Source organism: Haemophilus haemolyticus, assembly GCF_001008275.1.
Taxonomy (GTDB): Bacteria; Pseudomonadota; Gammaproteobacteria; order Enterobacterales; family Pasteurellaceae; genus Haemophilus; species Haemophilus haemolyticus_P.
Window position 1 is genome coordinate 35,158 of record NZ_LCTH01000014.1, and the last position, 26,994, is coordinate 62,151.

At 38.1% G+C, this 26,994-nt stretch carries 31 protein-coding genes; 23 read left to right on the forward strand and 8 right to left on the reverse strand.

Annotated features, from left to right (window positions below; genetic code table 11):
* Positions 1-25: 25 nt before the first annotated feature.
* From AAX15_RS01665 to AAX15_RS01680, 4 genes are read right to left on the reverse strand one after another with little or no spacing between them, the layout of a single operon-like run.
* Complete coding sequence (locus AAX15_RS01665; protein WP_046938878.1) at positions 26-313, reverse strand: DUF5374 domain-containing protein; 288 nt, start codon at positions 311-313, stop codon at positions 26-28.
* Positions 306-989 (reverse strand): DUF2572 family protein, encoded by a 684-nt coding sequence (locus tag AAX15_RS01670; protein ID WP_046938844.1) that lies wholly within the window; start codon positions 987-989, stop codon positions 306-308. The genes AAX15_RS01665 and AAX15_RS01670 overlap by 8 nt, the downstream gene beginning before the upstream one ends.
* A complete protein-coding gene (locus AAX15_RS01675; RefSeq protein ID WP_046938879.1) occupies positions 989-1,705 on the reverse strand; it encodes a PulJ/GspJ family protein in 717 nt (238 codons plus the stop codon). The genes AAX15_RS01670 and AAX15_RS01675 overlap by 1 nt, the downstream gene beginning before the upstream one ends.
* On the reverse strand, positions 1,699-2,217 hold the full coding sequence (locus AAX15_RS01680) for a type II secretion system protein (RefSeq protein WP_009499856.1): 519 nt from the start codon (positions 2,215-2,217) through the stop codon (positions 1,699-1,701). The genes AAX15_RS01675 and AAX15_RS01680 overlap by 7 nt, the downstream gene beginning before the upstream one ends.
* Positions 2,218-2,416: 199 nt before the next feature.
* On the opposite strand from AAX15_RS01680, the gene suhB reads away from it, so the two are divergent.
* The 5 genes from suhB (at position 2,417) to AAX15_RS01705 (ending at position 8,253) form a co-directional block, all read left to right on the forward strand.
* Positions 2,417-3,220 (forward strand): inositol-1-monophosphatase, encoded by an 804-nt coding sequence (gene suhB / locus AAX15_RS01685; protein ID WP_005633301.1) that lies wholly within the window; start codon positions 2,417-2,419, stop codon positions 3,218-3,220.
* 239 nt (positions 3,221-3,459) lie between these two features.
* Positions 3,460-5,367 (forward strand): heme lyase NrfEFG subunit NrfE, encoded by a 1,908-nt coding sequence (nrfE, locus tag AAX15_RS01690; protein WP_046938845.1) that lies wholly within the window; start codon positions 3,460-3,462, stop codon positions 5,365-5,367.
* A complete protein-coding gene (locus AAX15_RS01695) occupies positions 5,367-5,897 on the forward strand; it encodes a DsbE family thiol:disulfide interchange protein (protein ID WP_046938846.1) in 531 nt (176 codons plus the stop codon). Before nrfE ends, AAX15_RS01695 begins: the two co-directional genes overlap by 1 nt.
* The gene (nrfF, locus tag AAX15_RS01700; RefSeq protein WP_046938847.1) at positions 5,894-7,051 is read left to right on the forward strand and encodes a heme lyase NrfEFG subunit NrfF; all 1,158 of its coding nucleotides are present in this window, start codon (positions 5,894-5,896) and stop codon (positions 7,049-7,051) included. Before AAX15_RS01695 ends, nrfF begins: the two co-directional genes overlap by 4 nt.
* The gene (locus AAX15_RS01705; RefSeq protein ID WP_046938848.1) at positions 7,048-8,253 is read left to right on the forward strand and encodes a BaiN/RdsA family NAD(P)/FAD-dependent oxidoreductase; all 1,206 of its coding nucleotides are present in this window, start codon (positions 7,048-7,050) and stop codon (positions 8,251-8,253) included. Before nrfF ends, AAX15_RS01705 begins: the two co-directional genes overlap by 4 nt.
* Positions 8,254-8,705: 452 nt before the next feature.
* Here the strand turns inward: AAX15_RS01705 and yedF are convergent, their stop codons facing one another.
* The 4 genes from yedF to asd form a co-directional block, all read right to left on the reverse strand.
* On the reverse strand, positions 8,706-8,975 hold the full coding sequence (gene yedF, locus AAX15_RS01715) for a sulfurtransferase-like selenium metabolism protein YedF (RefSeq protein ID WP_005627337.1): 270 nt from the start codon (positions 8,973-8,975) through the stop codon (positions 8,706-8,708).
* Positions 8,976-8,992: 17 nt separating this feature from the next.
* Positions 8,993-10,213, reverse strand: coding sequence for a selenium metabolism membrane protein YedE/FdhT (gene yedE, locus AAX15_RS01720; RefSeq protein ID WP_005638945.1), 1,221 nt, complete (start codon positions 10,211-10,213; stop codon positions 8,993-8,995).
* 203 nt (positions 10,214-10,416) lie between these two features.
* A complete protein-coding gene (locus AAX15_RS01725; protein ID WP_046938850.1) occupies positions 10,417-11,040 on the reverse strand; it encodes an FKBP-type peptidyl-prolyl cis-trans isomerase in 624 nt (207 codons plus the stop codon).
* A 25-nt stretch (positions 11,041-11,065) separates the two neighbouring features.
* On the reverse strand, positions 11,066-11,935 hold the full coding sequence (gene asd, locus AAX15_RS01730) for an archaetidylserine decarboxylase (RefSeq protein ID WP_046938880.1): 870 nt from the start codon (positions 11,933-11,935) through the stop codon (positions 11,066-11,068).
* A 142-nt stretch (positions 11,936-12,077) separates the two neighbouring features.
* On the opposite strand from asd, the gene AAX15_RS01735 reads away from it, so the two are divergent.
* From AAX15_RS01735 to hflC, 18 genes are all read left to right on the forward strand, one after another.
* On the forward strand, positions 12,078-13,064 hold the full coding sequence (locus AAX15_RS01735) for a YeeE/YedE family protein (protein WP_046938851.1): 987 nt from the start codon (positions 12,078-12,080) through the stop codon (positions 13,062-13,064).
* Between the two features lie 13 nt (positions 13,065-13,077).
* Positions 13,078-14,454 (forward strand): rhodanese-like domain-containing protein, encoded by a 1,377-nt coding sequence (locus AAX15_RS01740; RefSeq protein WP_046938852.1) that lies wholly within the window; start codon positions 13,078-13,080, stop codon positions 14,452-14,454.
* Positions 14,455-14,543: 89 nt separating this feature from the next.
* Positions 14,544-15,068, forward strand: coding sequence for a 23S rRNA accumulation protein YceD (gene yceD / locus AAX15_RS01745; protein ID WP_005633285.1), 525 nt, complete (start codon positions 14,544-14,546; stop codon positions 15,066-15,068).
* Positions 15,069-15,090: 22 nt separating this feature from the next.
* On the forward strand, positions 15,091-15,261 hold the full coding sequence (gene rpmF / locus AAX15_RS01750) for a 50S ribosomal protein L32 (protein WP_005544470.1): 171 nt from the start codon (positions 15,091-15,093) through the stop codon (positions 15,259-15,261).
* Positions 15,262-15,282: 21 nt separating this feature from the next.
* Entirely contained in the window at positions 15,283-16,302 is a 1,020-nt protein-coding gene (plsX, locus tag AAX15_RS01755; RefSeq protein ID WP_046938853.1) for a phosphate acyltransferase PlsX, read from the forward strand.
* A gap of 20 nt (positions 16,303-16,322) precedes the next feature.
* On the forward strand, positions 16,323-17,273 hold the full coding sequence (locus AAX15_RS01760) for a beta-ketoacyl-ACP synthase III (RefSeq protein ID WP_046938854.1): 951 nt from the start codon (positions 16,323-16,325) through the stop codon (positions 17,271-17,273).
* Between the two features lie 627 nt (positions 17,274-17,900).
* Positions 17,901-18,839: an ACP S-malonyltransferase gene (gene fabD / locus AAX15_RS01765; protein ID WP_046938855.1), complete on the forward strand. Its 939-nt coding sequence runs from the start codon at positions 17,901-17,903 to the stop codon at positions 18,837-18,839.
* Between the two features lie 12 nt (positions 18,840-18,851).
* A complete protein-coding gene (gene fabG / locus AAX15_RS01770; protein WP_005627320.1) occupies positions 18,852-19,580 on the forward strand; it encodes a 3-oxoacyl-ACP reductase FabG in 729 nt (242 codons plus the stop codon).
* A 272-nt stretch (positions 19,581-19,852) separates the two neighbouring features.
* Positions 19,853-20,083 (forward strand): acyl carrier protein, encoded by a 231-nt coding sequence (gene acpP, locus AAX15_RS01775; RefSeq protein ID WP_005627318.1) that lies wholly within the window; start codon positions 19,853-19,855, stop codon positions 20,081-20,083.
* Positions 20,084-20,287: 204 nt separating this feature from the next.
* Positions 20,288-21,619, forward strand: a complete 1,332-nt coding sequence (locus AAX15_RS01780; RefSeq protein ID WP_046938856.1) for an anaerobic C4-dicarboxylate transporter — start codon at positions 20,288-20,290, stop codon at positions 21,617-21,619.
* Positions 21,620-21,678: 59 nt separating this feature from the next.
* Positions 21,679-22,386: a 4'-phosphopantetheinyl transferase family protein gene (locus AAX15_RS01785; protein WP_046938857.1), complete on the forward strand. Its 708-nt coding sequence runs from the start codon at positions 21,679-21,681 to the stop codon at positions 22,384-22,386.
* A gap of 171 nt (positions 22,387-22,557) precedes the next feature.
* On the forward strand, positions 22,558-22,779 hold the full coding sequence (locus AAX15_RS01790; protein ID WP_046938858.1) for a hypothetical protein: 222 nt from the start codon (positions 22,558-22,560) through the stop codon (positions 22,777-22,779).
* Complete coding sequence (gene cdiI / locus AAX15_RS01795) at positions 22,763-23,200, forward strand: ribonuclease toxin immunity protein CdiI (RefSeq protein WP_080950394.1); 438 nt, start codon at positions 22,763-22,765, stop codon at positions 23,198-23,200. Before AAX15_RS01790 ends, cdiI (AAX15_RS01795) begins: the two co-directional genes overlap by 17 nt.
* 157 nt (positions 23,201-23,357) lie before the next feature.
* On the forward strand, positions 23,358-23,600 hold the full coding sequence (locus AAX15_RS01800; RefSeq protein ID WP_046938859.1) for a hypothetical protein: 243 nt from the start codon (positions 23,358-23,360) through the stop codon (positions 23,598-23,600).
* Positions 23,584-24,027, forward strand: coding sequence for a ribonuclease toxin immunity protein CdiI (gene cdiI / locus AAX15_RS01805; protein ID WP_052749714.1), 444 nt, complete (start codon positions 23,584-23,586; stop codon positions 24,025-24,027). The genes AAX15_RS01800 and cdiI (AAX15_RS01805) overlap by 17 nt, the downstream gene beginning before the upstream one ends.
* Positions 24,028-24,089: 62 nt before the next feature.
* Positions 24,090-24,386 (forward strand): hypothetical protein, encoded by a 297-nt coding sequence (locus AAX15_RS01810; protein WP_032803375.1) that lies wholly within the window; start codon positions 24,090-24,092, stop codon positions 24,384-24,386.
* Between the two features lie 463 nt (positions 24,387-24,849).
* The gene (hflK, locus tag AAX15_RS01815; RefSeq protein ID WP_046938860.1) at positions 24,850-26,085 is read left to right on the forward strand and encodes an FtsH protease activity modulator HflK; all 1,236 of its coding nucleotides are present in this window, start codon (positions 24,850-24,852) and stop codon (positions 26,083-26,085) included.
* Positions 26,085-26,972 carry a protease modulator HflC gene (gene hflC / locus AAX15_RS01820; protein WP_005625632.1) on the forward strand — a complete coding sequence of 296 codons (888 nt, stop codon included), beginning with the start codon at positions 26,085-26,087 and terminating at the stop codon, positions 26,970-26,972. The genes hflK and hflC overlap by 1 nt, the downstream gene beginning before the upstream one ends.
* The last annotated feature ends 22 nt before the right edge of the window (positions 26,973-26,994 follow it).

A 26,994-nucleotide genomic window follows, 5' to 3' on the forward strand; every position in this document is an offset into this window, starting at 1 on the left:
TAATCTAGAAAAAGACAATGCCATTCTACTTAGTTTTTATCGAGATTTCACCCATAGGATAACGCACAATGACGCGTTCGTTTTCACATTGAACGCGAAAAGTTAAGCTATTTTGTTGTATTAATTGTTCACAAGGTAATCCTAAAAATTGGCGTTGAGCTTGATTCTCCGCAATCTGTATCGCTTGAAAATCTTGATAAGTTTTCACCGCACTTTTTCTTTGGCTTGCCGTCCATTGATTGAAAGCAATAAATAAAACGCTAAATAAAGCCAAAGAAAATAATAGGGTAGTGAGCGACATGCCTTTATTCATCTGGAACATTAAAATCACTCCAACTTTTTTCTGCCAACTGCCACTGACTATATTGTTGCACTAAGGTTGTTACGACAGGTTTTCCATAGGCCAACGTCACCCCATCTAAAGTTAAATTCCCGTTGGTGATCACCGCGCCACTAATCCTTCCTTTGCCCGTTAGTTTTAAATCTCCCTCCGCAATTAATACGGCAGACACGGTGCCATTAATTTGAACCTCCGCTTGTGAATCTGAAAACCAATATAGTTTAGGTGTTTTGTTAGCATTTAAAATTTTGGGCGGGGAAGAAAAGCGCGGTCGAAAATCCGTTAGTTTTTCTGTGTGAATAAAATCTTTCAATGCACCCTGATTATCGCCTTTTGTGGGCGATTTTTTAAATAGGCTCATTTTTTCACACCAAAGAAAATATTGAATTGCATCTGTGGCGCCATCAAGCGTGATGCTGATTTGCTTTACACTTTCATTATTATTTAACGGTAAATCAAGGCAGGCAGTTTGTTTTTTCTCCTCTGTCATTTTTTGCAGTTGTAATGTTCTTTCCACATAGTGTTTTCGTTGATTTTGTTGTGCACGAAAAAAACTTAAATGACTGTCATCCAACAATAAGATTACGGTTAATAAACCTGAAATAAAAATCAGAATAGTCAGCGTGATAATGCCTTTGTGTGTAGCCATTATTTTTGATTCCAGAGCGAAACGACAAGGGATGCTTCATAACTGATGTTTGGGGTTTGTTTTAAATTTCCTTTTAGCTTGATTTCTAATCCTTTGCCTTCAATTAACCAATTAAATTGTAGGCTAGTGACTTCGTATTCATTATTGTCTAATAAATCAGTCCAACCGCCTCCAGCGTTGCAAGCCGATTGTTGAAAAGCACGTTTACAAGTTTCTGCTGTGCAATTAGTTGGAATAACACTTTGATAAGTCAGTTTGGTTTTTATCATTTTGTTACTCACTTTATAACCGAATAATTCTTCTGTACTGTTTTTGGATGTATTTTTCCCATTTTTCATACAGGTTTTCGGTGAATCTTTGCCAATACATCCATTTTTATTTAAATCATAAAAGAACAACACGCAGCTATTAGGTAGGGCGTTATCTTCTTGACTAATGAAAATAGATGTGCCTTGTTCATCTAATTCAAATAAAGATAAATTGCTTTCTGTTCCTTTTGTATTTAATGCTCTAAATCCTAATCGACGAAGATCTTTACCAATAAGTTGTAATGTTCGTTGTAATTCTGCTTGTAGTTTTAAATGCAATAGCATGTGTTGATTTTGAGTTTGAATTTGTACATAAAAATGCGAAATGCCTAGCAATAATAAAGACGACAATGCCAGAGAAATCATCAGTGCTAATAGGGTTTGTCCTTTTAATAATATTTTCATGATTGATTGCATGCACTAGCCGCTTGATTGGTTTTCAAACGAATACTGCCAACATTGAAAAATGAAAATAATGTACGTTCATTTTCCGCTTGCAGAATAAAGCAACGAGTAACACTCGTATTACGCGCCCCATAAAACCTAGTGATTTCTTTGGGATAAAGATAATGGCTTTGAATCATCGTTTTTTTAGGAAAATAAGGATAGTAAAAATGAGCATAGGCCTCTTTCGGGCAGTTTGTTGGGTTTAAACAATCACACGTTTGATCGTTTTTTACTTGTGCTGTTAAGCACCATTGTTGTGTCGCAAGGTTACGATTGATAAGTAAAAACCACACTTCCGATGAATTTTCTGCTCGTGCTTGAATTTGGCGTAGAAATAAATACAGGCGATGTTGCTCTTTGGCTAAAATCGTTTTAGGTGAATCCGTTTGCCATAATGGGACGGCAAAACTCAGCGCAATGCTGATAATGGCTAACCCAATCAATAATTCCACTAATGTCACACCTTTTTGCATAAAACGCTCCAATTTTCTACCGCACTTTAATGGCAAATAATGAATAGAAAAATCACTTCATGCTATTTTTGCTATATGTATCGCAAAGTTTTTCTGAAAACCTATAAAAACCATTGTTTTATGATTTTCAACTGGTTATTTTGGCAAATCTCGCTATAATGGCGCGGAATTTTTCTGTTCTTTAAAATCTGGTGGAAATATGAATCCAATGTTAAATATCGCAATTCGTGCGGCACGAAAAGCGGGCAATGTGATTGCTAAAAATTATGAACGCCGTGATGCTATCGAAAGCACACAAAAAGGTATTAATGATTATGTGACAAACGTTGATAAAGCGGCAGAAGCAGAAATCATTGAAATTATTCGTAAATCTTATCCTGACCACACCATCATCAGCGAAGAAACGGGGGCGCTTGAAGGCAAAGATAGTGATGTACAATGGGTGATTGATCCACTAGATGGTACCCGTAATTTTATGACGGGCCTTCCTCATTTTGCCGTGTCTATCGCAATTCGTGTAAAAAATCGCACTGAAGTTGGGGTTGTTTATGATCCAATCCGTAATGAATTATTTACCGCTGTGCGTGGTGAAGGCGCAAAATTAAATGAAGTACGTTTACGTGTAGATAGTAAACGTGAAATTCAAGGTTCAATTTTAGCGACCGGTTTCCCATTCAAACAACCAAAATTAATGCCAACTCAATTTGCAATGATGAATGCCTTAATTGAAGATGCCGCGGATTTCCGTCGTACTGGTTCTGCAGCATTGGATTTATGCTATGTGGCGTCAAACCGTATTGATGGTTATTTTGAAATGGGCTTAAAAGCATGGGATTGTGCTGCTGGCGATTTAATCGTGCGTGAAGCGGGTGGTTTAGTCTGTGATTTTGATGCAGGTAACGGCTACTTACGCAGCGGCAATATTATCGCCGCACCATCACGCGTAATAAAAGAAATGTTAAATAAAATCCGCCCTTGTTTAGGTGCTGAATTTAATAATTAATTCTTTGATAACCAGAATAGCGCCAATAGGGCGCTATTTTTTTGTGAAAAATCTACCGTACAAATCATATTTATCCTATTGAAGTGAATCACAAACTGCGTGCAAAATTTAGGATTTTCGGTAGAATTCAGGTGAGAAAAATGCACTTTAATACGGATTTAAATTGGCGTGTGTTTTTTAATTAGTAAATAACTCGTCAATGGACGAATCTGAACCTCAACGAAGAAAACGACGATATTATGCTTCCAGAATTTGGCTTTTTCCTTCTTTTACTCGCAACAGCTAGCGCGTTTTTTCTTGCGTTAGTACCTCAATTTGGGTTATTCAAAAAAAATTCGACTTTAATTAATACCGCTTGGCCGCTTAGTTATATTTTTACCCTTGCGACGACGTTCTCAATTGGTTTGCTTGCTTATTCTTTTGCGGTGGATGACTTTACCCTTGAATATGTAGCGGCACATTCTAATTCCCAATTACCTACATTTTTTAAAGTGGCTGCCACTTGGGGTGGACATGAAGGTTCAATGTTGTTTTGGTTATTTTCATTGAGTTTATGGCTTGCTGCTTTTGCTTTTTTTAATCGAAAAAATAACCGCACTTTTTCCGCTCAATCTTTATCTTTATTGGGATTGATTTGCTTTGGCTTCGCGGTGTTTATTTTATTTTATTCCAATCCATTTGGACGCATTTTCCCAGCACCCACAGAAGGTCGCGATCTCAATCCAATGTTGCAAGATGTGGGACTAATTTTCCATCCGCCTTTGTTATATGTTGGTTATGTGGGCTTTGCGGTAAATTTTGCGATGAGTTTAAGTGCGTTGATTTATAACCAATCTGCTCGACAAATTGCACGCTCAATGCGTGGCTGGGTGTTGGTTTCTTGGTTATTTTTAACCATTGGCATTGTGCTTGGTGCTTGGTGGGCATATTACGAACTTGGCTGGGGCGGTTGGTGGTTCTGGGATCCTGTAGAAAATGCGTCTTTAATGCCTTGGTTGCTTGGTTTGGCGTTATTGCACAGTTTAATGGCGACGGAAAAACAAGGCGTATTTAGTTATTGGACAACGCTTTTTTCTCTGCTTGCTTTTGCCTTTAGCGTATTAGGCACGTTTATTGTTCGTTCTGGCGCACTCACTTCTGTGCATGCTTTTGCATTGGATAACACGCGCGGTTATGTGTTGTTATTAATTTTCTTTGTTTTGACAGTGTTAGCCTTTGGATTATTCGCCTTACGAGCGGGCAGTTCATCAGAAAGTGCGGTGAAATTTCAGTTCGTTTCTAAATCGGGTGGCATTTTATTGCTGAATATTTTGCTGACCATTGCCACCGTTTCTACCTTTTTAGGCACCTTTTACCCAATGTTATTTCAAGCGATGAATTGGGGCTCAATTTCAGTGGGAAGTCCTTATTTTAATAGTATTTTCTTCCCAATTATTACAGTGATTTTAATCCTAATGGTGATTTCACTCACCATTCGTTGGGTGCAATTTGATCGTACATTATTGATACGTTGCGTATGGTTGCTTATTCCGTCTTTGATTCTTGCTGGCTTGATGATTTGGCAACAGCTACGCAATAATTCTGCATTAAATTTCCACGCTTTCGCCTTTGTGTTATTAACTCTTGCGATTTGGCTTTTGTTTGTCACTTTATGGCAAAATTGGCGACAAATTCGTTTGTCTCAATTTGGCATGATTTTAGCACACTGTGGTGTGGCGATTGTGACTATTGGTGCGGTGATGAGCGGTTATTTTGGCAGTGAAATTGGTGTACGTTTAGCACCGCAACAAAGTCAAAAATTGGGGCAATATGAATTTCATTATCGCCAATTTTCTAATGAAATCGGGCCAAACTTTACCGCGGAAGTCGCATTTTTTGATGTAACTGAAAATGGCAAACCTTATGCAGAAATTATCCCAGAGCGCCGTTATTACGATGTACGAACAATGACAATGAGTGAAGTGGGGCTTGATGGCGGTTTCTGGGGGGATTTATATATTGTGATGGGCGATTCTCTCGGCAAAGGGGAATTTACTTTCCGCTTACACTACAAACCACTGATTCGTTGGCTTTGGGCTGGCGGTATTTTAATGGCGTTTGGGGCACTTTGTAGCGTTTTCGGATTACGCAGAAAACAGGAAAAATAATGAACAAAAAACTTATCTTTTTTGCACCGCTCTTTGTGCTTTTAGGAGTGTGTATATTACTAATTGCAGGGTTAAATCAAGATCCGAAAAAAATTGCGTCGGCTTTAATTGATAAACCTGTTCCAGAGTTTTATCAGGCTAATTTACATGAGCCATCGCAAATCGTAAGCCCGAAAGAGTTTCCTAAACAGCCATTTTTGTTAAATGTGTGGGGCAGTTGGTGCGGTTATTGCAAGGAAGAACATCCTCTGTTGATTGAGATTGCAAAAACGTTGCCTATTGTGGGGGTGGATTATCGCGATAATCCGCAAAATGGCATTGAAATGCTTAAGCGAATGGGCAATCCTTTCGTCTTAACCATTGATGATAGTCATGGTGAATTGGGATTAAAATTGGGCGTAGATGGCGCGCCAGAAACTTATCTTGTGGATGAACATGGTGTGATTCGTTATCGCCATTCTGGTTTATTGGATAAAGAAACTTGGCAAACGGTATTTTTGCCAAAAATTGAAGCATTGAAGAACAAATGAAAAGCATATTAGATATTTTTACTCGTGGTTTTATTCAGGTTCAAAAAACAGTCTTTTTTGCGACTGCACTTTTATTCGCATTTTCCTTATTTGCCCAAGCGGAAATGGTGGATACCTATCAATTCCAAAATCAAGATGATCGTACTCGCGCCGTAGAGTTGGCAAAATCTTTACGCTGCCCACAATGTCAGAACCAAAATTTGGTGGAATCTAATTCTCCTATCGCTTATGACTTGCGTCTTGAAGTGTACAAAATGGTGGACGAAGGAAAAACTAATCAGCAAATTATCGATCAAATGACCGCTAGATTTGGCGATTTTGTGAATTACAAACCGCCATTCAAATGGAATACGGCGTTATTGTGGCTGTTGCCAGCCGCTCTTTTAATTTTAGCTGCCGTATTGCTTTATTTCTCAAATAGAAAAAAATCCTCCCTATCTTCAGTCGAGCAGGGAAGTGCGTTAGAAAAAGATAAGAGATATTTTTCTGTTAATGCTGAGTCTTATTCGGATCCTAAGCAAAAGGAACAAAAGACAGATTTCTTTGGGAAAAGTAATCACAAACTTTCTTTTGTGGTTTTCTTTTTATTAATTGCTATTCCAACCGCTTATTATTTTTCTCTTGATCGTTTTAGTCGTGTTCAACAAGGCGAGAAATCGATGATTGAGCAGCATAATCAAAATGTTGAAATGAATGATGAACATAAAAATGAAAATGTGATTGAAAAGATCCAAAATAAGCTGCGAACTGATCCGAATAATGAGGAAACTTGGCTTCAACTTGGGGAAGCCTATGTGCAGAATAATGAATTTGATAGTGCGCTTGTGGCTTATTCTAACGCGGAAAAAATATCAGGCAGTAAACCTAATATTTTAGGCTTGGCAGCGACCGCACTTTATTATCAAGCAGGCCAGCAAGTGACACCAAAAGTCGAGCAACTTTTGAATGAAGCTTTGGCAAAAGATAAAAATGAAGTATCTAGTCTTTCTTTATTGGCGACAATTGCCTTAGAAAATCGTCAATATCCACAAGCCAGTGCATATTTACAGCAATTATTAGATTCTGGTAATGCGGCAGTGGATCGTCGTTCAGTTATTCAACGAATGAAGATGTTGGATTTTTTACAACGTGGTGAAAAAGGGCAAAATCCGTGAGCCAATATTCTGAAAATATTATTATTGGTGCAGGGGCGGCAGGATTATTTTGCGCGGCACAGTTGGCTAAGTTAGGCAAGTCGGTGACAGTTTTCGATAACGGCAAAAAAATCGGACGTAAGATTTTGATGTCGGGCGGCGGGTTTTGTAATTTCACCAATTTAGAGGTTACGCCTGCTCATTACCTTTCACAAAATCCTCATTTCGTCAAATCGGCCCTTGCTCGTTATACCAATTGGGATTTTATTTCTCTTGTGGCGGAGCGGGGAATTGCTTATCACGAAAAGGAATTAGGACAATTATTTTGCGATGAGGGCGCAGAACGAATCGTTGAAATGCTGAAATCTGAATGCGATAAATATGGTGCTAAGATTTTATTGCGTAGCGAAGTTTCTCAAGTTGAACGGATTCAAAATGATGAAAAAGTGCGGTTTGTTTTACAGGTAAATTCAACCCAATGGCAATGTAAAAATTTGATTATCGCCACAGGCGGGCTTTCTATGCCGGGGCTTGGCGCAACGCCATTTGGCTATCAAATCGCAGAACAATTTGGTATCCCCGTTATTCCTCCTCGCGCGAGTTTAGTGCCTTTTACTTATCGAGAAACAGATAAATTTTTAACCGCACTTTCAGGCATTAGCTTGCCTGTTACGATCACAGCGCAGAGTGGAAAATCTTTTTATAACCAGCTTTTGTTTACCCATCGTGGTATTTCAGGCCCTGCGGTGTTGCAAATTTCCAATTATTGGCAGCCCACTGAGTCAGTGAAAATCGATTTATTACCTAACCTCAATTTGGAAGAAGAAATTAATCAAGCAAAACAACATTCGCCAAAACAAATGTTGAAAACCATTTTAGTTCGATTACTTCCGAAAAAATTGATTGAGCTTTGGATTGAGCAAGGCCTTGTGCAAGATGAAGTTATCGCTAACATCAGCAAAGTGCGGGTAAAAAATCTGGTGGATTTTATTCATCACTGGGAATTTACTCCAAATGGCACGGAAGGATATCGTACGGCAGAAGTCACAATGGGTGGTGTAGATACTAAAGTAATTTCTTCTAAAACAATGGAAAGTAATTTTGTACAAGGTTTGTATTTTATTGGAGAAGTGTTAGATGTGACAGGCTGGCTCGGTGGTTATAACTTCCAGTGGGCGTGGAGTTCGGCTTATGCTTGTTCACAAGGAATTAGTGAAAAATAGAAGGGATGTTGAAAATACGTTAGAATTCTTTTAATTAAATCATAAAATAAGGAAGTAAAATATCAAAAATCCTCCTATTACATGCAGACACAGTAGGCTCTTATTTACGTTCACAAGCATTAAAAGAAACTCGTTTAAAATTTGCATAAGGTGAAATCTCTCGTGAACAATTAACTGAGATTGAAGATCAAGCAATTACAAAGTTATTCCAAGCTCAGTTAGATGAGGTATCCAAATCATCTATTTGTTGAGCATTTAAAGAAATTGAATGCTATTGTTAGTGATCGTAGCATAGTTAAATATACCATCCCTAGTCCCAATCAATTAATGTATCCTATTCAGTGGGATACGGGCATTTATGTTACACGAGAAGAAATCGCTAAAGAGGTTTGGGGCGAAGATTAATTTGATTTTATGGGTAGATAATAAATGGCTCCTCATGGAGCCATTTTTTAACGCTGAATTAAGTAACGTAATTTTGTTCCATCTTGCTCTACACTTAGCAGTGTATATCCATGATTTTTAGTATCAATAGGAATGTTGTTGATAGATTGTGCGCAATCGCTTAATAGTTCTAAAATTTCACCTTTTTGTAATTGTGGCATGGTTTCTAACATTACAATAGCGGGGTAAGGGCAGGGTTCGCCTAACGTATCTAATGTATAATCGGGTGAAATGTCTTTTGGATCTTTATCTAATTTTTGAACAATAGTAAATGCCATGATTATGCTCCTTTTGGTTAATTACATCCGCAGCCAGTTTGTGCGGTTATTTGAGATTTTGCTTTGGCTAAGAAACGACGTTCCCACCAGACTACGGCAATTAAACATAAAATTAATAAACCGTAATTCACAAGTAAGCCACCCACGGGCCCGAAAGATTTTAGTAAATTAAGTTTTTCGTAATCAAGTGCTAAAACAGGAGCGATATCATCCCAAACATAGGCGAGATAAGTTGAACCGACTACGTTACCTAAGCCAACCCACATAAAGTGTACTTGACCTTCCATTGAGCGATACATCCAACCTGTTTCACAACCACCAGCGAGTACAATACCAAATCCGAATAATAAACCGCCAATAATAGCATTGGGGCCAGCCCACATAATTTTAGGCGAGACGCCAAGTTGAATGTAACTAAATACACCAATTGTGCCCACTAATATTCCAAAAATAATCGCTTTTGCCATATAAGCACGCCCAGTTACCCATAAGTCACGGAAAGCTGAGGTAAAACAAATTTGAGCTCGTTCAATTAATAACCCGAAAGCCAAACCACAAAGCATAGCAAAACCAAGCTTAATAGATTGAGTCATTACATAAAGTGAAGCAATAAGATAAGCAAAAAATACAACCATACCAATCCAGAAACGGCGTTGTGCTTGTTTAGGATCTGTTTCTTTTATTTTCGCTGCGCCTTTTTTCAGTTCTAATTTAACGCGAAATATTGGTAGTAATGTGACTTTCACACCCGCATAAGTACCTATTGCTGTTGCGATAGTGAAGAACCAAGCGTGTACCGAAAATTGTGGGATACCTGTAAAAAGTGAAGCTAAATTACATCCCATTGCTAAACGTGCACCAAATCCTGCTAATGCACCTCCAATTAAAGCCTGAACAATCCGACGTTTATGTGGTTGGTTGCGCCATTTTACATTATTTGCCCAAAGTGCCGCAGAAATACAACCTGCAAACATGCCTAAGATCATGACACCATCAACACGTGAGAAGATATTACCTTGCATTCCTATGATTTTGTAGTAACTCCATTCAGATACATCAACGCCTAATGCTTGTAATGCATGTCCTCCCCACCGAGTAAATTCCCCTGTAACAGCCCAATAAGTGCCTGTTACCCCAAAGTAATAAGCGGAAAGCAAACCCGCTGCAGTCACTGCGACAATCGGATTCCAGTATTTAATTAAGTAATTTTGTTTAAATTGCAGCCAAATCTCTTTCATAAGATACCCTAAATTTATTGAAAAGAAAGATTTGCAAGGAAGGTATAAATAATGAATGCAGTGAAAAAAGAAGTGCCCATTTTCCTATACACAAAACTTGCGATATAAGACAAATGAAATTTGTCAGGTAAAATAATAACATTATTTTAACAATAAAGGCAAAACCTTTATTGCTTTGCCTTTATAGATATCATATTTTTCGATTAAAGAATATCTAATAATTCTACTTCAAATACGAGTGTTGAGAATGGCGGAATTGATGCGCCAGCGCCACGTTCACCGTAAGCAAGTTCGTGTGGAATGGTGAGTTTCCATTTAGAACCAACAGGCATCATTTGTAATGCTTCAACCCAACCACGGATTACACCATTTACTGGGAATTCAGCCGGTGTGCCACGAGCCACAGAGCTGTCGAATACGGTGCCATCTGGTAATGTACCAGTGTAGTGTACACGCACTTTATCTGTTGCAGATGGTTTTGCGCCATTGCCTTCAGTCATGATTTCGTATTGCAAACCGCTGTCGGTTACGTTTACACCTGCTTTTTTCGCATTTTCTTCTAAGAATTTTTTGCCTTCTTCTTCAATGGCTTTAAATTGCGCTTGTTGTGCTTCAGCGGCTTGTTGTTGAAGAGCTTGAACAGAATGCATTAACTCATTGATGTCTAATGCAGGTTGATTATGGTTTAACGCGTCAAAAATGCCTTTTGCCACAGCTTCAACGGTGATTTTCATTTGGCTATCGGCTAATTGTTGGCCAATTTGCAAACCAATCCCGTAGCTACCTTTTTCAGAAATGCTTTCTAATTTTACTTGTTCAAAATTCATTTGATGTTTTCCTTTCGTTAAAAAATTATTTTTTATATGCCAAGATTTCGCCCATACGAACAGGTTCGTTGACGCTTAGATGATCAGCTAAACGGACTTGATTTGCTTGGAATAAATTAATTACTGTTGAACCAAGTTGGAACCAACCCATTTCTTGACCTTTCAATAATTTGACCGCACTTTCGCCTTCATAAGTCCAAGTCTTCACTTCATTGTGGCGTGGTGGATTAATTACGCTCGCCCAAGTGGTGCCAATACTTGCAGTGATGGTTGCGCCGACTAAAATTTGTACCATTGTGCCAAATTCAGTATCAAAAACACAAATCACGCGTTCATTACGCGCAAATAAATTCGGTACATGTTGGGCTAAAAATGGATTTACAGAGAATAAATCACCCGGCACATAAATCATTTTGCGTAGCGTACCATCGCACGGCATATGCACTCGGTGGTAATCACGAGGAGAAAGATAAGTAGTGGCAAATTCACCATTTTTAAAGGTTTCCACTAATTCTTTATCTTCTGCCAGTAAGTCTTCTAGGCTGAAAAAATGCCCCTTAGCTTGCAATAAAAGATTATCGTCAATATGACCGCACTCGCTAATGCGACCGTCTGCTGGTAAACAAAGTGCGGTAGGATTTTGATTAATTGGACGCGCGTTTTCTTTTAACGGACGAATAAAAAATTCATTAAAACTTGCGTAATCAGAAAATTGTTCTTTTTGCGCAATGCTCATATCAATGTTGTATTTTTTCGCAAAAGCTTTAATTACAACATGGGTTAGCACACCCCATTTTTGTTTAGCAAACCAGCCTGCAATTTGAGTTAAATAAATTTGCGGCATGACATATTGAAATGCCACTTTTAAACGTTGCCAATAAGAATTTGAAGTCATCATTATCTTTCCTTGTTAAAAAAAGAGGCGTGATTATAGCAATTTTTTTTATTCTTCCAACTATTTAAATAATGACAGCTATAGAACAATTATGCTTTAATATCAGCAATTCATTTCCGCCATCAGTATTAAGGTTTAATCTATGTTTAGCGGCTTATTCATTGGAATAGCTTTCGGCATTCTACTTCAACGTACACAATTCTGTTTTGTTTCTGGTTTTCGTTGTTTTTTATTTGAAAAAAACTTCCGTTTTTTAACCGCACTTTTAATTGCTGTCAGTGTGCAATCTATCGGGCTTTTTACTCTGTCTGAATTTGAACTCATCAAAATTCCTACATCTCAGTTGCCTGTGTTTGCCAGTATTTTAGGTGGATTGTTATTTGGCATTGGTATGGTGTTAAGTAATTGTTGTGGGAGCGGGGCTTGGTTTCGCAGTGCTGAAGGGGCGTTAGGCAGTTTACTTGCTCTGTTTGCTTTTGCGCTCACAATGGCTTCAACACAAACTGGCAGCCTTCATCAATTCATTGGCGGATTAACCCAACAAACCACACAATGGAATAATATTTATTTAACATTCTCTATTTCTCCTTGGTGGTTGGTTGTGATTTTAATTATCGCCACGCTGATTCTGTTTTCTCGCCGTGAAAAAATTGCTTCCCAAGAAAATCTTTCATTTTTTGACCGCATTTTTAAGCGTAGTTGGAATCCTTATTTAGGGGCATTATTAATCGGTTTGTTGGGTGTTGTCGCTTGGTATTTTAGTTCTAAGACAGGACGCAATTTTGGCTATGGTATTTCTGTTCCTTCGGCTAATGTGGTGCAATATTTAGTCATCGGTCAGCAACGTTATTTAAACTGGGGGAGTTTATTTGTGCTTGGGATTCCATTGGGATCATTTTTAATGGCAAAATTTAGTGGCGATTTTAATCTCAGAATGCCTCAGCCAAAAGAAGCCTTACGGCGTATTTTAGGAGGCATTTTAATGGGCTTGGGCGCAGCATTAGCTGGTGGGTGCACAGTGACAAACTCCTTAGTGGCAACCGCTTATTTTTCTTGGCAAGGCTGGCTTGCCACAGGCTTTATTTTATTAGGATGTTGGATTGGTAACAGATTGTTCGTGAAAAGATAAAAGGAGAAACTCAATGAAATTTAACCGCTCTTTACTAGGTATGGGTGTTGTATTTGCACTTGCAGCTTGTGATGATAATCAAGTAAAAACTATTGAAACAAAAGAACTTTTGGATAATTTGAATAATCCGAATTATGTGATTATTGATTCTCGCCAAGATAGCCTTTACAACGGTTTCAAAGATAAAAATACGACGCATGGTGGACATATTCCTAACGCTGTGCAATTTTCTTGCTCATGGCTAGATTCCATTGCACCGGACAAATTTGAATCTTTTGCAGCAGGCAAGGGGATTACTAAGGATAAAACCTTGGTATTTTATGATTCTAATCTGGATAATTTAGCTTGCATTAGTGCTGATTTTGCCGCAAAAGGCTATAAAACTCGCGTATTTAATGATTTTATCAGTTACGCTAATGCAGATTATCCATTAGAACGTTTTCAAAATTTCCAATATAGCGTTTCTCCGGAATGGATTAATTCTGTGTTGAAAGGCGAAAAACCAGAAACTTACGACAATGATAAATTTGCGATTTTTGAAGTGTCTTGGGGACCGTTAGAAAAATCCCAAGGTTATGTGCAACACATTGTTGGCGCTTATCATTTTGATACGGATTGGATCGAAAATGGCCCGATTTGGAATTTATCATCGCCGGAAGTGATTGAGCAAAATTTGTTGAAAAATGGTATTACGGCGAACAAAACTATTATTTTGTATTCAGATAATCAATTGGCAGCCTATCGCGTATTTTGGGCGTTAAAATGGGCAGGCGTAAAAGATGTGCGTGTATTAAATGGCAATCTTTCTACTTGGATGGATGCCAATTTACCAACAGAAACCACAGTGAATACACCAATACCTGAAACTCATTTTGGTGCAACAATTCCAGCAAATCCTGCGATTGATATTGAAACGCCGAAAGAAATTATGTTGGCACAACAAAATGGCTTAAAACTCATTAGCAACCGTGCTTGGGATGAATATACTGGCAAAGTGAGCGGCTATGATTACATTCCGGGCAAAGGTGAACCGCAAGGAGCAATTTGGGGCTTTGCTGGCACTGATTCTTCCAATATGGCTGATTTTTATGATCCGGATGGCACGTTGCGTAACCCAAATGAAATTTTTGCTTTGTGGAAAACTCAAGGTATCGAAAAAGGTAATAAATTAGCCTTTTATTGTGGCACAGGCTGGCGAGCAGGCGTACCTTGGTTTATGACTCAACTAGCTGGCTGGAAAGATACTTTGGTTTATGATGGTGGCTGGAATCAATGGCAAATGGATTCTGTTTATCCTGTACAAAAAGGTGCGCCAAATAATATGACAAAACCAGATTCGAAAAATGATTTTGGTAAAGTGATGAAAAAAGGAAATTCCTGTAAAAGTTAATTAAGCGGGGGAAAATCACGAGTTTTCTTACATAAAAAATGTGATTTCCCTTTGACTATCTTCGCAACAACAGGTAATATTCACGCCCTATGCAAAAGGTAAAACTACCCCTAACCGTTGATCCGGTAAAAGATGCTCAAAGACGGCTTGATTATGTTGGCTATTATGCCGCTAATCAGCTTGAGCGTTTGGCGGAATCAGTGGTGAACGTGCTCAGCGATGCACAGGTAACATTATCGTTTTATATTGATCCACAAAAATTAGTGGTGATGAAAGGTAAAGTGCAAGTTGATGTTGAATTAGAATGTCAGCGTTGTAACGAACCTTACAAACAAACATTGGAATGTGAGTTTACTTATAGTCCAGTGGCTAATTGGGATCAAGCTGATGTATTGCCGGAAATTTATGAGCCAATCGAGTTCAATGAGTTTGGCGAAATAGATTTAATTGGCACGGTGGAAGATGAGCTAATTTTAGCTTTGCCGCTTGTACCAATGCATTCATCTGAACACTGTGAAGTGTCCGCGCAGGAACAGGTTTTTGGCGAATTGCCTGACGAATTGGCAAAAAAACCGAACCCGTTCGCTGTATTAGCTAATTTAAAGCAAAAGTAAATTAAATTTAGGAGTATGGCCAATGGCTGTTCAACAAAATAAAAAATCTCGTTCACGTCGTGACATGCGTCGTTCACACGATGCGTTAACTACTGCTGCAGTATCAGTGGATAAAGCAAGCGGTGAAACTCACTTACGCCACCACGTAACTGCAGACGGTTACTACCGTGGTCGTAAAGTGATCAATAAGTAATTTTTACTTATAGGTATTCACTTGACTCGTCTAACCTTGGCGTTAGATGTGATGGGCGGGGACATTGGTCCCCGTATTACTATCCCTGCCTCTATTTTAGCGTTGGAAAATGATCCTGAGCTTTCTTTAATCCTCTTTGGCGATAGTCAACAAATTTCTCCTCTTCTCAATCACTGTTCTCAATCACTTTTAGAACGAATACAAGTTCAACATTGTTCAAGTGTTATAGAAAATAATCAAGGCATATCTTATGCGTTGCGTCATAGTAAAGGAACATCAATGCGTTTAGCATTGGAATCTGTACAACGTGGCGAAGCGCAAGGTTGTGTCAGTGCGGGCAATACAGCGGCATTAATGGGATTATCGAAGATTTTATTACAGCCTTTACAAGGCATTGCACGCCCTGCATTGATTTCTTTGATTCCGACTATTGATGGTGAAAAATCAGTGATGTTGGATCTTGGTGCAAATATTGAGTGTAGTGCGGAAAATCTTTATCAATTTGCTATAATGGGCGCGATTTTTGCTGAAGCTCGACTTAATTTGGTGTACCCGCGAATTGGATTATTGAATATAGGTATTGAAGAAATTAAAGACCATCAATCTATTCGTGATGCCGCTAATTTACTGCAAAAATCAACCGCACTTAATTATGTCGGATTTATCGAAGGTGATGTTTTACTGAATGGGAAAGCCGATGTCATTGTGAGTGATGGTTTTGCAGGCAATATAGCATTGAAAACCTTAGAAGGGGCGGTGAGAAATTTGTTATCTCTGTTTAAAGATAAAGCGAATTCACGTTTTATAAAGCCCATTCTTGCTTGGCTTTTTCGCTTTGTATTTAAACAACGCTATAAATGCTTGAAACGAATTAACCCTGATGAATATAATGGCGCATCACTTATTGGCTTAAAAGCTGTGGTGGTAAAAAGCCACGGTAGCGCAAACGTGAACGCTTTTGCACATGCTATTGCTGATGCCGCTTTCCAAGCTCGCCAGCAACTTCCAGAAAAAATATTGGCTGGGCTTGTTCGTTATTAATGACTTAATTTTTATTTATTATGAATAGCAGAATTTTATCTACTGGTAGTTATTTACCAAGCTATATCCGCACTAATGCGGAATTGGAAAAAATGGTTGATACATCAGATGAATGGATTGTCACTCGTTCCGGTATTCGTGAACGTCGTATTGCAGCGGCAGATGAAACTGTTGCAACAATGGGTTTTGAAGCAGCAAAAAATGCGATCGAAGCTGCTCAAATTAATCCTCAAGATATTGAACTGATTATTGTTGCAACAACAAGTAATTCACACGCTTATCCAAGTGCCGCATGCCAAGTACAAGGGTTATTAAATATTGATGATGCGATTTCTTTTGATTTGGCAGCGGCTTGTACAGGCTTTGTCTATGCATTGAGCGTGGCAGATCAATTTATTCGTGCAGGTAAAGTGAAAAAAGCCTTAGTGATAGGCTCAGATCTCAATTCTCGTAAATTAGATGAAACTGATCGTAGCACTGTTGTGCTATTTGGTGATGGTGCGGGAGCGGTCATTCTTGAATCGAGTGAGCAAGAAGGGATTATTTCTACTCATTTGCACGCTTCAGCAGATAAAAATAATGCCCTTGTTTTAGCTCAGCCAGAACGTGGTATAGAAAAATCTGGCTATATCGAAATGCAAGGTAACGAAACGTTCAAATTGGCAGTTCGTGAACTTTCAAATGTGGTGGAAGAAACACTTTTAGCGAATAATTTAGATAAAAAAGATTTAGATTGGCTTGTTCCACACCAAGCAAATTTACGTATTATTACAGCGACAGCTAAAAAATTAGAAATGGATATGTCGCAAGTGGTGGTAACGTTAGATAAATACGCTAACAACAGTGCAGCAACAGTGCCTGTTGCTCTAGATGAGGCTGTTCGAGATGGCCGTATTCAACGTGGGCAGTTACTATTATTAGAAGCCTTTGGCGGTGGTTGGACTTGGGGTTCAGCGTTAGTACGCTTCTAATTAATTTGTTAGAATAGGTAAGTAATTTAAAAAGTGCGGTTAATTTTGACCGCACTTTTGGTATTTTGTTGTCAGGTTTCGCCTGACGGCGACCTACTTTCTTTTACTCGTGTAAAAGAAAGTAGGCAAAGAAAACACGCCCCAGTTAAATCGCTGGTCTTTGCTTTGTTCCAATTTTCTTAACGACAATTTGCTGAACTCGCTGCGCTCAAACAGACGCAAATTGCCTAAAAATTGAAAGTCGCAAAGGCGATTTATATGGGGTCCGGAATTTATCGGAGCATTATTTAAAAAGTGCGGTTAATTTTGAATTCATTTTAAGAACAAAAAATATTTTGAGTTTTGACTGCACTTTAAATCGGAGAAAGAACAAATTGGGTTCCCTTCTTTTCCACCTTTGTGGAATTGAATTTGTAGGAAATTTTCGTCTGTTTGAGCGTAGCGAGTTTAGAAAATTTCCGTTAAGCAAATTCAATGGAACAAAGGAAATAAGGAAAAGCAGGGGCGCTTTTCTTTTTGCTTACTTTTTCTTTGGCGAGGCAAAGAAAAAGTAAGTCGCCATCGGCGAAACCCGATTTTAATTACCGAAGAAGAATTCTCAATTAAAAAACAATAGGACAAAACATAATGAAAAAATTCGCAATGGTCTTCCCAGGTCAAGGTTCCCAAACTGTCGGTATGCTTGCTGATCTTACAACTGAATATCCAATCGTTACTGAAACATTTAAACAAGCATCTGATGTTCTTGGTTATGATTTATGGAATCTTGTTCAACAAGGCCCAGCTGAAGAACTTAATAAAACTTGGCAAACTCAGCCCGCACTTTTGGCCGCTTCAGTCGCTATTTATCGCGTATGGCAAGAAAAATTTCCTCAATTAAAACCAGAAGTAATGGCTGGCCATAGCTTAGGTGAGTATTCTGCGTTAGTTTGTGCCGGCGTGTTGGATTTCCAAGATGCGATTAAATTAGTGGAATTGCGCGGAAAATTAATGCAACAAGCTGTGCCTGAAGGCACTGGCGCAATGTATGCGATTATTGGTTTGGATAATGAAACGATTATTAATTCTTGTAAACAAGCGGAAGAAGGTGAAGTTGTATCAGCGGTGAATTTCAACTCACCAGGCCAAGTAGTTATCGCTGGTGCGAAAGCTGCAGTTGAGCGTGCGGCTGCATTATGTAAAGAAGCGGGCGCAAAACGTGCATTGCCATTAGCTGTGAGCGTACCTTCTCACTGTGCATTAATGAAACCAGCAGCAGAGCAATTAGCGGTAACACTTGAGAATATTCAAATTAATACACCAACAACATCGGTATTAAATAACGTTGATGTGAAAGCGGAAACAGAAAGTGCAGAAATTCGCACCGCACTTGTTCGTCAATTATATAGCCCGGTTCGTTGGACTGAAACAGTTGAAAAAATGGCGCTAGATGGCGTCCAAGCACTTGTTGAAGTGGGACCCGGTAAAGTATTAAATGGTTTAACCAAACGCATTGTGGGTGATTTACAAGCAATATCTGTAAATGATGTTGCATCATTCAATGCTGTAGAAGAATTTTTAGCGTAAAAGGAAGAAAAAATGCAAGGTAAAATTGCTTTAGTGACAGGAGCTACTCGTGGTATCGGTCGTGCAATTGCAGAAGAACTTAGTTCAAAAGGTGCATTTGTAATAGGTACTGCAACATCTGAAAAAGGTGCAGAAGCAATTTCTGCATATTTAGGAGATAAAGGTAAAGGTTTAGTCTTAAACGTAACGGATAAAGAATCTATCGAAACTTTACTTGAGCAAATTAAAAATGATTTTGGCGATATTGATATTCTCGTGAATAACGCAGGTATTACTCGCGATAATTTATTGATGCGCATGAAAGATGATGAGTGGTTTGATATTATGCAAACTAACTTAACTTCGGTGTATCATCTTTCTAAAGCCATGTTACGTTCAATGATGAAAAAACGTTTTGGTCGTATCATCAATATTGGCTCAGTGGTTGGTTCAATGGGTAATCCAGGACAAGCTAACTATTGTGCAGCAAAAGCGGGTGTGATTGGTTTTTCTAAATCTTTAGCGAAAGAAGTAGCTGCACGTGGTATTACTGTAAATGTGGTTGCCCCTGGTTTTATTGCAACGGATATGACAGAAGTCCTTACTGATGAACAAAAAGCGGGTATTTTATCTAATGTTCCAGCAGGTCGTTTAGGCGAGGCTAAAGATATTGCTAAAGCCGTTGCTTTCTTAGCTTCTGATGATGCGGCTTACATTACAGGCACAACGTTGCATGTAAATGGTGGTTTATATATGAGCTAATGCTGAAAATCAGCATTTCTCTTTATTTAGACTTGAGTGGCGTTCTAAACACAAAATCATAGCCAAAGATTTTAGATAATGTTAGAATCCCATTCGCAGTGTAGCTTGGTTACGCCTTGAGCGTATGCAACGGTACGTAACTATTTTTAATGTGTGTATTCAGATTGCCCGTTTTGTGGTGCGACCAGCCTATAAAATAGTTGCAAGTTGATAAAAAATACATACACTAACCGCTCTTTTATGAGTTAAAACCAACAAAATAGGAAAAACAAATGAGTATTGAAGAACGCGTGAAAAAAATCATCGTTGAACAATTAGGTGTTAAAGAAGAAGATGTTAAATCTGAAGCTTCTTTCGTTGAAGATTTAGGTGCGGACTCTTTAGACACAGTTGAATTAGTAATGGCTTTAGAAGAGGAATTCGATATCGAAATTCCAGATGAAGAAGCTGAAAAAATCACAACTGTTCAATCTGCGATTGACTACGTGCAAAACAATCAATAATTTCAAGTTGGGCGACTTTTTAAGTCGCCTAATTTTTTTCAAAAATTTCTTTCTAATATCACCGCACTTTTCTCTTATTCCTGCATTATAAAATTGATCTGAATTACCTTTTCATTAAATTCTTGCTCTAAAATTTAAAAAATATTTAGTTTTATGCCTCAAAAAGGGTATTATTTTTACAGTTTTTTTATTTTTGAGGTACTTATGCTTTATTTAGAATTTTTATTCCTATTATTAATGCTTTATATGGGAAGCCGTTACGGTGGTATCGGATTAGGTGTTGTTTCTGGTATCGGTCTTGCTATCGAAGTTTTTGTATTCCGTATGCCAGTAGGGAAAGCACCGATTGATGTAATGCTCATCATTCTTGCGGTGGTGACTTGTGCATCTGTACTTGAAGCGGCAGGCGGTTTGAAATTTATGTTACAAATTGCCGAACGCATTCTCCGTAAAAATCCAAAACGTGTAACTTTACTTGGCCCATTGGTAGTGTATTTATTAACGTTTATGCTTGGTACTGGCCATTCTGTTTACACAATTATGCCAATCATCGGTGATGTTGCATTGAAAAACAAAATCCGTCCAGAACGTCCAATGGCAGCGTCTTCAGTGGCATCTCAATTAGCGATCACATCTAGTCCACTCTCTGCAGCTGTTGTTTTCTATCTAGGTAAAATTACTGGAATGCCTGGTTTTGAGCATATTAGTTTGTTAGATATTATTTGTGTGACAGTTCCTGCAACCTTAGCGGGTACGATAGCGCTTTCTTTATATAGTATGCGTCGTGGTAAAGAGTTGGAACAAGATCCAGAATATCAACGTCGTTTACAAGATCCCGTATGGAGCGAACGAATTTTAAATACCACAAGCACAACATTGAATGAAGCCCTTCCACAAGGCGCTAAAAAATCAGTTTATTTGTTCTTATTAGCATTGGTGGTGATTGTTGCGATTGCGATGATTCCTGAAATTCGTACTATCGGTAGCGGAAAAGCGATTTCTATGTCGCTAATCATCCAGATGATGATGCTTTGCTTTGGCGGTGTGATTTTACTCGCAACGAAAACAAATCCTCAAATTGTGCCAAATGGCGTAGTATTTAAGTCTGGTATGGTGGCAGCCATTGCGATTTATGGTATTGCTTGGATGAGCGATACTTACTTCCAATATGCAATGCCAGAATTTAAAGCCGCGATTACTGATATGGTTCAAACTTATCCTTGGACATTCGCATTGGCATTATTTGCAGTTTCTGTTGTGATTAATAGCCAAGCAGCGACTGCAGTCATGTTATTACCTGTTGGTATTGGTTTAGGTATTCCAGCACCAATCTTGGTTGGTTTAATGCCAGCAACTTATGCCTATTTCTTTATTCCAAATTATCCATCAGACATTGCAACAGTAAACTTTGACGTAACGGGTACAACGAAAATTGGTAAATATTATTTTAACCACAGTTTCATGGTGCCAGGTTTAATTGGGGTTGTTGTTGCTTGCTTGGTCGGTGTTTCTGTGGCGGAATTAGTGATTCGCTAATTTACACACAAACTAAATCCTTTTAATATAAAAGCACCTTTGAATGGTGCTTTTATTTTATGACAACCTACATCGCCTATGGCAATATAAATCAACCTTTTTCTTTGGAATCCTTACCCGATGAACTGATTCCAGAAAATCTATATCAAATTGAAACGGATAGCTCGCGTGTTTTTCAGCGTCATCAGTGTCGTCGGCTTGCTCACTTATTACTTTTCCAACTTCTAAAAATATCAGGAAAATCCACCGCACTTTTATCTCAAATTCATCGTACTGAAAGTGGCAGACCTTATTTTCTTGATGAGCGAATAGATTTTAATATTAGCCATTCTGGTGATTGGGTGGCGGTGATATTAGATATTAGAAATGAAGAAAAAAGTGCGGTGGGAATTGATATTGAATTTCCTAAAATAAGAAATTTTACGGCGTTGATGGAACATATTGCACCAAAAGAAGAAATTGATTGGTTTCATCATCAGCAGGATTCTTTGAAGGCTTTTTATCGCTGTTGGTGTTTGCGAGAGGCTGTATTGAAATCTCAAGGATTTGGGATCGTAAAATTATCTAATGTTCGTCATTTCCCTGAACAACAAAAAATTTTTTCAGATTATTGTCCGCAGGGGCAGTTGTGGTTTACTGATGAACTCCCCGTTTATTTAGCTGCTTTTGTCAATCATCAAGAAAAATTACCGCACTTTTATGAATGGAGTGGAGAACGATTGCAACTTAAAATACTACAAGAATTCAGTTTTTATCATGTGAACTAGAGGGACTATTATTATATTTAAAACCTCACCGTAACGAGCTGTAAAAATAGTGACTAAGCGCAATAAATCAGTAAACAAATTAGCCTCATTAAAAAAAGATTGATGGCATTGGAAGCAAAACAGGCATGGCGATTTGAGCGGTGACAGCGGCATTACAAGCGGCAGCACAAAATGATACCGCAGGCAGTCTTGTTGCATGATCCTATCAAATTCTCAGATCATGAGATTCTTGAAATGGGGCAAAAGGCTGTAGCTAAAGGATATAGTGATTTACTTGAGAGAAATAGATTAGATCCAAAAGCTTATCAAGATTCACAAAAAATTAACGGTATACAATTTCACTACTATATAAATACGGAAACTAAAGGAGTAACTAATGTTCACCCTAAATAACACTATTCCTAAGTACATTCCTATAGGAGCTTTCTATACACCTATTCTTAAAGAAGTTGTGCATGAAAATGATAAAATAGAACTTACTATAAGTGGGTATATTGACAATGTATATTATGAGGGAGATTTTTTAAAAGCTATCTATTCTGTTCTAGTAGAAAAAGACGGATTCTGTGAGGAGGGAGCAGATTGCTATTACCCTGATATGAATAGTCCGTTTCCAGAAGATCACTTTGAAGGGGTAAGGTTTGAGATTGGAGGCCTATGTGATCCTAGATATCAGGTTCATGTATCTGAAGAAATCTGTTTTATGTATTTTAAAAAAGCATGTGAACGTTTTTTGGAATTACATCCTGAAAAAGAATATGCAGAGTTTATTTATGATATTTTAAATAATTGGGAACCATCAAATATGAAATAAAAGTTCCCAGATAGCGGCCTCTCCTGACGCGTGCTTATATCTAACTAAAAATAAACAAAATGAAGTTGTTAATGAAAATAGTAAAATCATCATTAAACGAAATTGATGTTTTTGGCACGCGTCAGGAGACGCTCGCCATCGTGGGGGGATTCGAGCGGTGACGGCGGCATTACAAGCGGCAGCACAAAACGATACCGCAGGCAGTCTTCTTATCAAATTCTCAGATCATGAGATGCTTGAAATGGGGCAAAAGGCTGTAGCTAAAGGATATGTTAGTAGTGTTAAAGCAAGTAATAATTATTTAAAAAATTATCAAGATTCCCAGCAAATTAATGGGATAAAATTTCGTTATTATATTGATAAAGATACTAAAGGAGTAACAAATGTACACCCAGAATAGTATTCCCTTATATACAGCCAAAGGAGAAGATTCTCGTAGTCCTTTAAATTTTTTTTATGGTGGAACAGGTGGCTTAGATGAACCTGAGTTTAGTATAAAAAGCTACTTTAATATTGTTTATTATGAGGGAGATTTTTTAAAAGCTATTTATTCTGTTCTGGTAGAAAAGGATGGATTCTGTGAGGAGGGAGCAGATTGCTATTACCCTGATATGAATAGCCCATTTCCAGAAGATCACTTCGAAGGGGTAAGGTTTGAGATTGGAGGCTTATGTGATCCTAAATATCAGGTTCATGTATCTGAAGAAATCTGCTTTATGTATTTTAAAAAAGCATGTGAACGTTTTTTGGAATTACATCCTGAAAAAGAATATGTAGCGTTTATTTATGATATTTTAAACAACTGGGAACCATCAAAGATGAAATAAAAGTCAAAATTTATGTCTGTTTTTATATGTAAGTTAATAATATAAGAGTGCTAGAAAAAATAATGAATATATATAAATTTTTTGAAAATTTTGTTTATCCTAGGGTGATTGAAAAATTCGGAGTTGTTCAAGTTGATTTTGAGAAAGAGGGAGATTTTGGTTATTTAACTAGATTTGACTTATATTCAAATAAAAAAACAGCAACTATTGAGCTCTGGAGTAGTCATTGGGTAGGATTGGAAATATATAAATTAGAAAATAGGGATATAGATATTATATATAACAAAATGATTTCTCCTGAGGAAGTATCAGAAAAAGATTTTTTTGAATTTATGGAGATTTTATTTAATGATGATTAGTGAAAATCTGTTTTTATAGCTTGGATATATCAAGCGCGGCTAATTTTTAAAGAGTTTTTGAACCTCTCAAAAATTGACCGCACTTTTTGTATTTTTAGAGCTGTTTATCTTTAAGCAAATCTTATAATTCCACATCCAACTTCGCGTAAGCACACCCGATTTTCTACGGAAATATCACGAGAGAGCAAGACACCTAAGCTGTGATGAGAATTAACATCGCTTTTTCTGAAAATGTACGTATTGCTATTAAAGGCAATCTTAATTTAAAAATCTGTTAAGGCAGTAACTGCTACGATAGCAAACAGTAAAAGCTATCCAACGCTAACGGAAAAAAATCTCCGCGCCTAAGGGGCATAACTTAAAAGTGAGGCGAAATTAATGGTTATCTCCTCTTGCATTTTCATAGACGCGCCCCATTTATTTAGCTAAACTCTTAACAATTTTTTGACAAATGGAGAATGAAATGTCACAGAACGGTTCAGATCGCGATCCTTGGAGCAAACCAGGGCAAAGCAACGACCAACAGCCGGGAAATTCATCCAATAATAATGGATGGAATAACAATCAAAATCGTGGGAATCAAGAACAATCTCCGCCAGATATTGAGGAGATTTTTAATAACCTTCTCAGAAAATTAGGTGGTGGAAATAAAAAGAGCGGTCAAAATAATGGTAGTTCTCAAAACAGTACGCCATTTAATTTTGGAAAAGTGGTTCCGCTTGCTGTTGCCATTGGTGCGATTATTTGGGGCATAAGTGGTTTCTACACCATTAAAGAGGCTGAGCGTGGTGTGGTGCTTCGTTTTGGTGAGTTGCATTCTATTGTTCAACCTGGTTTGAACTGGAAACCAACATTTGTAGATAAAGTATTGCCAGTGAATGTAGAGCAAGTTAAAGAACTTCGCACGCAAGGTTCGATGCTGACTAAAGATGAAAATATGGTTCGAGTGGAAATGACCGTGCAATATCGAGTGCAAGATCCTGCTAAATATCGTTTTAGCGTGACGAATGCTGATGATAGTTTAGGTCAAGCGACTGACAGTGCATTGCGTTATGTGATCGGCCATATGTCAATGAATGATATTTTAACAACAGGCCGTGCGGTTGTTCGTGAAGATACGTGGAAAACGTTAAATGACATTATCAAATCCTATGATATGGGACTTGAGGTTATTGATGTGAATTTCCAATCTGCGCGCCCACCTGAAGAAGTAAAAGATGCCTTTGATGATGCGATTAAAGCGCAAGAAGATGAACAACGTTTCATTCGTGAAGCGGAAGCCTATGCCCGTGAGAAGGAGCCGATTGCGCGTGGTGATGCACAACGTATTATTGAAGAAGCAACAGCTTATAAAGATCGTATTGTGTTAGATGCACGAGGCGAAGTGGAACGTTTGCAGCGTTTATTGCCTGAATTTAAAGCTGCGCCAGATTTACTGCGTGAGCGTTTATATATTCAAACCATGGAAAAAGTCATGGCAAATACGCCAAAAGTGATGCTTGATGGCAATAATGGTAACAATTTAACCGTGTTACCCTTAGAACAAATCATGGGTAAAAAAGTATCAGCTAAAGCGCCAGCCGTAACAGAAAGAGCGGTAGAATCTGCGCCTGTTTTATCACAGCCAGAGCGTATTAATCATTCTTCAAGCCAACTACCAAGCACTGTTGAGCCGATTCGACAAGGGAGATTTAACTAATGCGTAAATTTTTATTACCAGCTATTTTTGTCATTGCAGCAGTAGTCTATTCCAGTGTCGTGGTCGTGACGGAAGGTACTCGTGGTATTATGTTGCGATTCAACAAAGTACAACGTGATGCAGATAACAAAGTGGTTGTCTATGAACCAGGCTTGCATTTTAAAGTACCTTTGATTGATAGCATTAAAGTTTTAGATGCGCGTATTCGTACTTTAGATGGATCGGCAACACGTTTTGTTACTGTTGAGAAAAAAGACTTGCTAGTAGATTCTTATGTGAAATGGAAGATTAGTGATTTTGGTCGATTCTACACATCTACTGGTGGTGGCGATTATACTCAAGCTTCAAGCTTGTTAAGCCGTAAAGTAAATGACCGTTTGCGTTCTGAAATTGGTACAAGAACTATTAAAGATATCGTTTCTGGTACGCGTGGTGAATTAATGGAAGGGGCAAAAAAAGCTTTAAATTCAGGGCAAGATAGTACGGCAGAATTGGGTATTGAAGTGATTGATGTGCGTGTAAAACAAATTAATTTACCGGACGAAGTATCTTCTTCAATTTACCAACGTATGCGTGCAGAACGTGATGCAGTCGCGCGTGAACACCGTTCTCAAGGTAAAGAAAAAGCTGCATTTATCCAAGCTGATGTAGATCGTAAAGTAACGTTGATTCTTGCTAATGCAAATAAAACTGCACAAGAATTACGAGGTTCAGGCGATGCTGCGGCTGCAAAATTATATTCAGATGCTTTTGCTCAAGAACCACAATTCTTTACTTTTGTACGTAGCTTAAAAGCCTATGAAGCGAGTTTTGCAAGCTCTGACAATATGATGATTTTAAAACCAGATAGTGATTTCTTCCGCTTTATGCAGGCACCGAAGAAGTAGATTTAAAATTGATAAAAACACC

Bases quoted from the DNA above. Each gene is read 5' to 3' on its own strand.
- AAX15_RS01785 (WP_046938857.1), top strand. From the start codon at position 21,679: ATGACAACCTACATCGCCTATGGCAATATAAATCAACCTTTTTCTTTG.
- AAX15_RS01810 (WP_032803375.1), top strand. From the start codon at position 24,090: ATGAATATATATAAATTTTTTGAAAATTTTGTTTATCCTAGGGTGATT.
- cdiI (WP_052749714.1), top strand. From the start codon at position 23,584: ATGTACACCCAGAATAGTATTCCCTTATATACAGCCAAAGGAGAAGAT.
- AAX15_RS01740 (WP_046938852.1), top strand. From the start codon at position 13,078: ATGAAATTTAACCGCTCTTTACTAGGTATGGGTGTTGTATTTGCACTT.
- AAX15_RS01665 (WP_046938878.1), bottom strand. From the start codon at position 313: ATGAATAAAGGCATGTCGCTCACTACCCTATTATTTTCTTTGGCTTTA.
- AAX15_RS01695 (WP_046938846.1), top strand. From the start codon at position 5,367: ATGAACAAAAAACTTATCTTTTTTGCACCGCTCTTTGTGCTTTTAGGA.
- acpP (WP_005627318.1), top strand. From the start codon at position 19,853: ATGAGTATTGAAGAACGCGTGAAAAAAATCATCGTTGAACAATTAGGT.
- fabG (WP_005627320.1), top strand. From the start codon at position 18,852: ATGCAAGGTAAAATTGCTTTAGTGACAGGAGCTACTCGTGGTATCGGT.
- AAX15_RS01760 (WP_046938854.1), top strand. From the start codon at position 16,323: ATGAATAGCAGAATTTTATCTACTGGTAGTTATTTACCAAGCTATATC.
- hflK (WP_046938860.1), top strand. From the start codon at position 24,850: ATGTCACAGAACGGTTCAGATCGCGATCCTTGGAGCAAACCAGGGCAA.
- yceD (WP_005633285.1), top strand. From the start codon at position 14,544: ATGCAAAAGGTAAAACTACCCCTAACCGTTGATCCGGTAAAAGATGCT.
- hflC (WP_005625632.1), top strand. From the start codon at position 26,085: ATGCGTAAATTTTTATTACCAGCTATTTTTGTCATTGCAGCAGTAGTC.
- AAX15_RS01725 (WP_046938850.1), bottom strand. From the start codon at position 11,040: ATGAATTTTGAACAAGTAAAATTAGAAAGCATTTCTGAAAAAGGTAGC.
- yedE (WP_005638945.1), bottom strand. From the start codon at position 10,213: ATGAAAGAGATTTGGCTGCAATTTAAACAAAATTACTTAATTAAATAC.
- AAX15_RS01780 (WP_046938856.1), top strand. From the start codon at position 20,288: ATGCTTTATTTAGAATTTTTATTCCTATTATTAATGCTTTATATGGGA.
- yedF (WP_005627337.1), bottom strand. From the start codon at position 8,975: ATGGCATTTACTATTGTTCAAAAATTAGATAAAGATCCAAAAGACATT.
- nrfE (WP_046938845.1), top strand. From the start codon at position 3,460: ATGCTTCCAGAATTTGGCTTTTTCCTTCTTTTACTCGCAACAGCTAGC.
- fabD (WP_046938855.1), top strand. From the start codon at position 17,901: ATGAAAAAATTCGCAATGGTCTTCCCAGGTCAAGGTTCCCAAACTGTC.
- AAX15_RS01790 (WP_046938858.1), top strand. From the start codon at position 22,558: ATGATACCGCAGGCAGTCTTGTTGCATGATCCTATCAAATTCTCAGAT.
- nrfF (WP_046938847.1), top strand. From the start codon at position 5,894: ATGAAAAGCATATTAGATATTTTTACTCGTGGTTTTATTCAGGTTCAA.
- AAX15_RS01735 (WP_046938851.1), top strand. From the start codon at position 12,078: ATGTTTAGCGGCTTATTCATTGGAATAGCTTTCGGCATTCTACTTCAA.
- cdiI (WP_080950394.1), top strand. From the start codon at position 22,763: ATGTTCACCCTAAATAACACTATTCCTAAGTACATTCCTATAGGAGCT.
- asd (WP_046938880.1), bottom strand. From the start codon at position 11,935: ATGACTTCAAATTCTTATTGGCAACGTTTAAAAGTGGCATTTCAATAT.
- rpmF (WP_005544470.1), top strand. From the start codon at position 15,091: ATGGCTGTTCAACAAAATAAAAAATCTCGTTCACGTCGTGACATGCGT.
- AAX15_RS01670 (WP_046938844.1), bottom strand. From the start codon at position 989: ATGGCTACACACAAAGGCATTATCACGCTGACTATTCTGATTTTTATT.
- suhB (WP_005633301.1), top strand. From the start codon at position 2,417: ATGAATCCAATGTTAAATATCGCAATTCGTGCGGCACGAAAAGCGGGC.
- AAX15_RS01680 (WP_009499856.1), bottom strand. From the start codon at position 2,217: ATGCAAAAAGGTGTGACATTAGTGGAATTATTGATTGGGTTAGCCATT.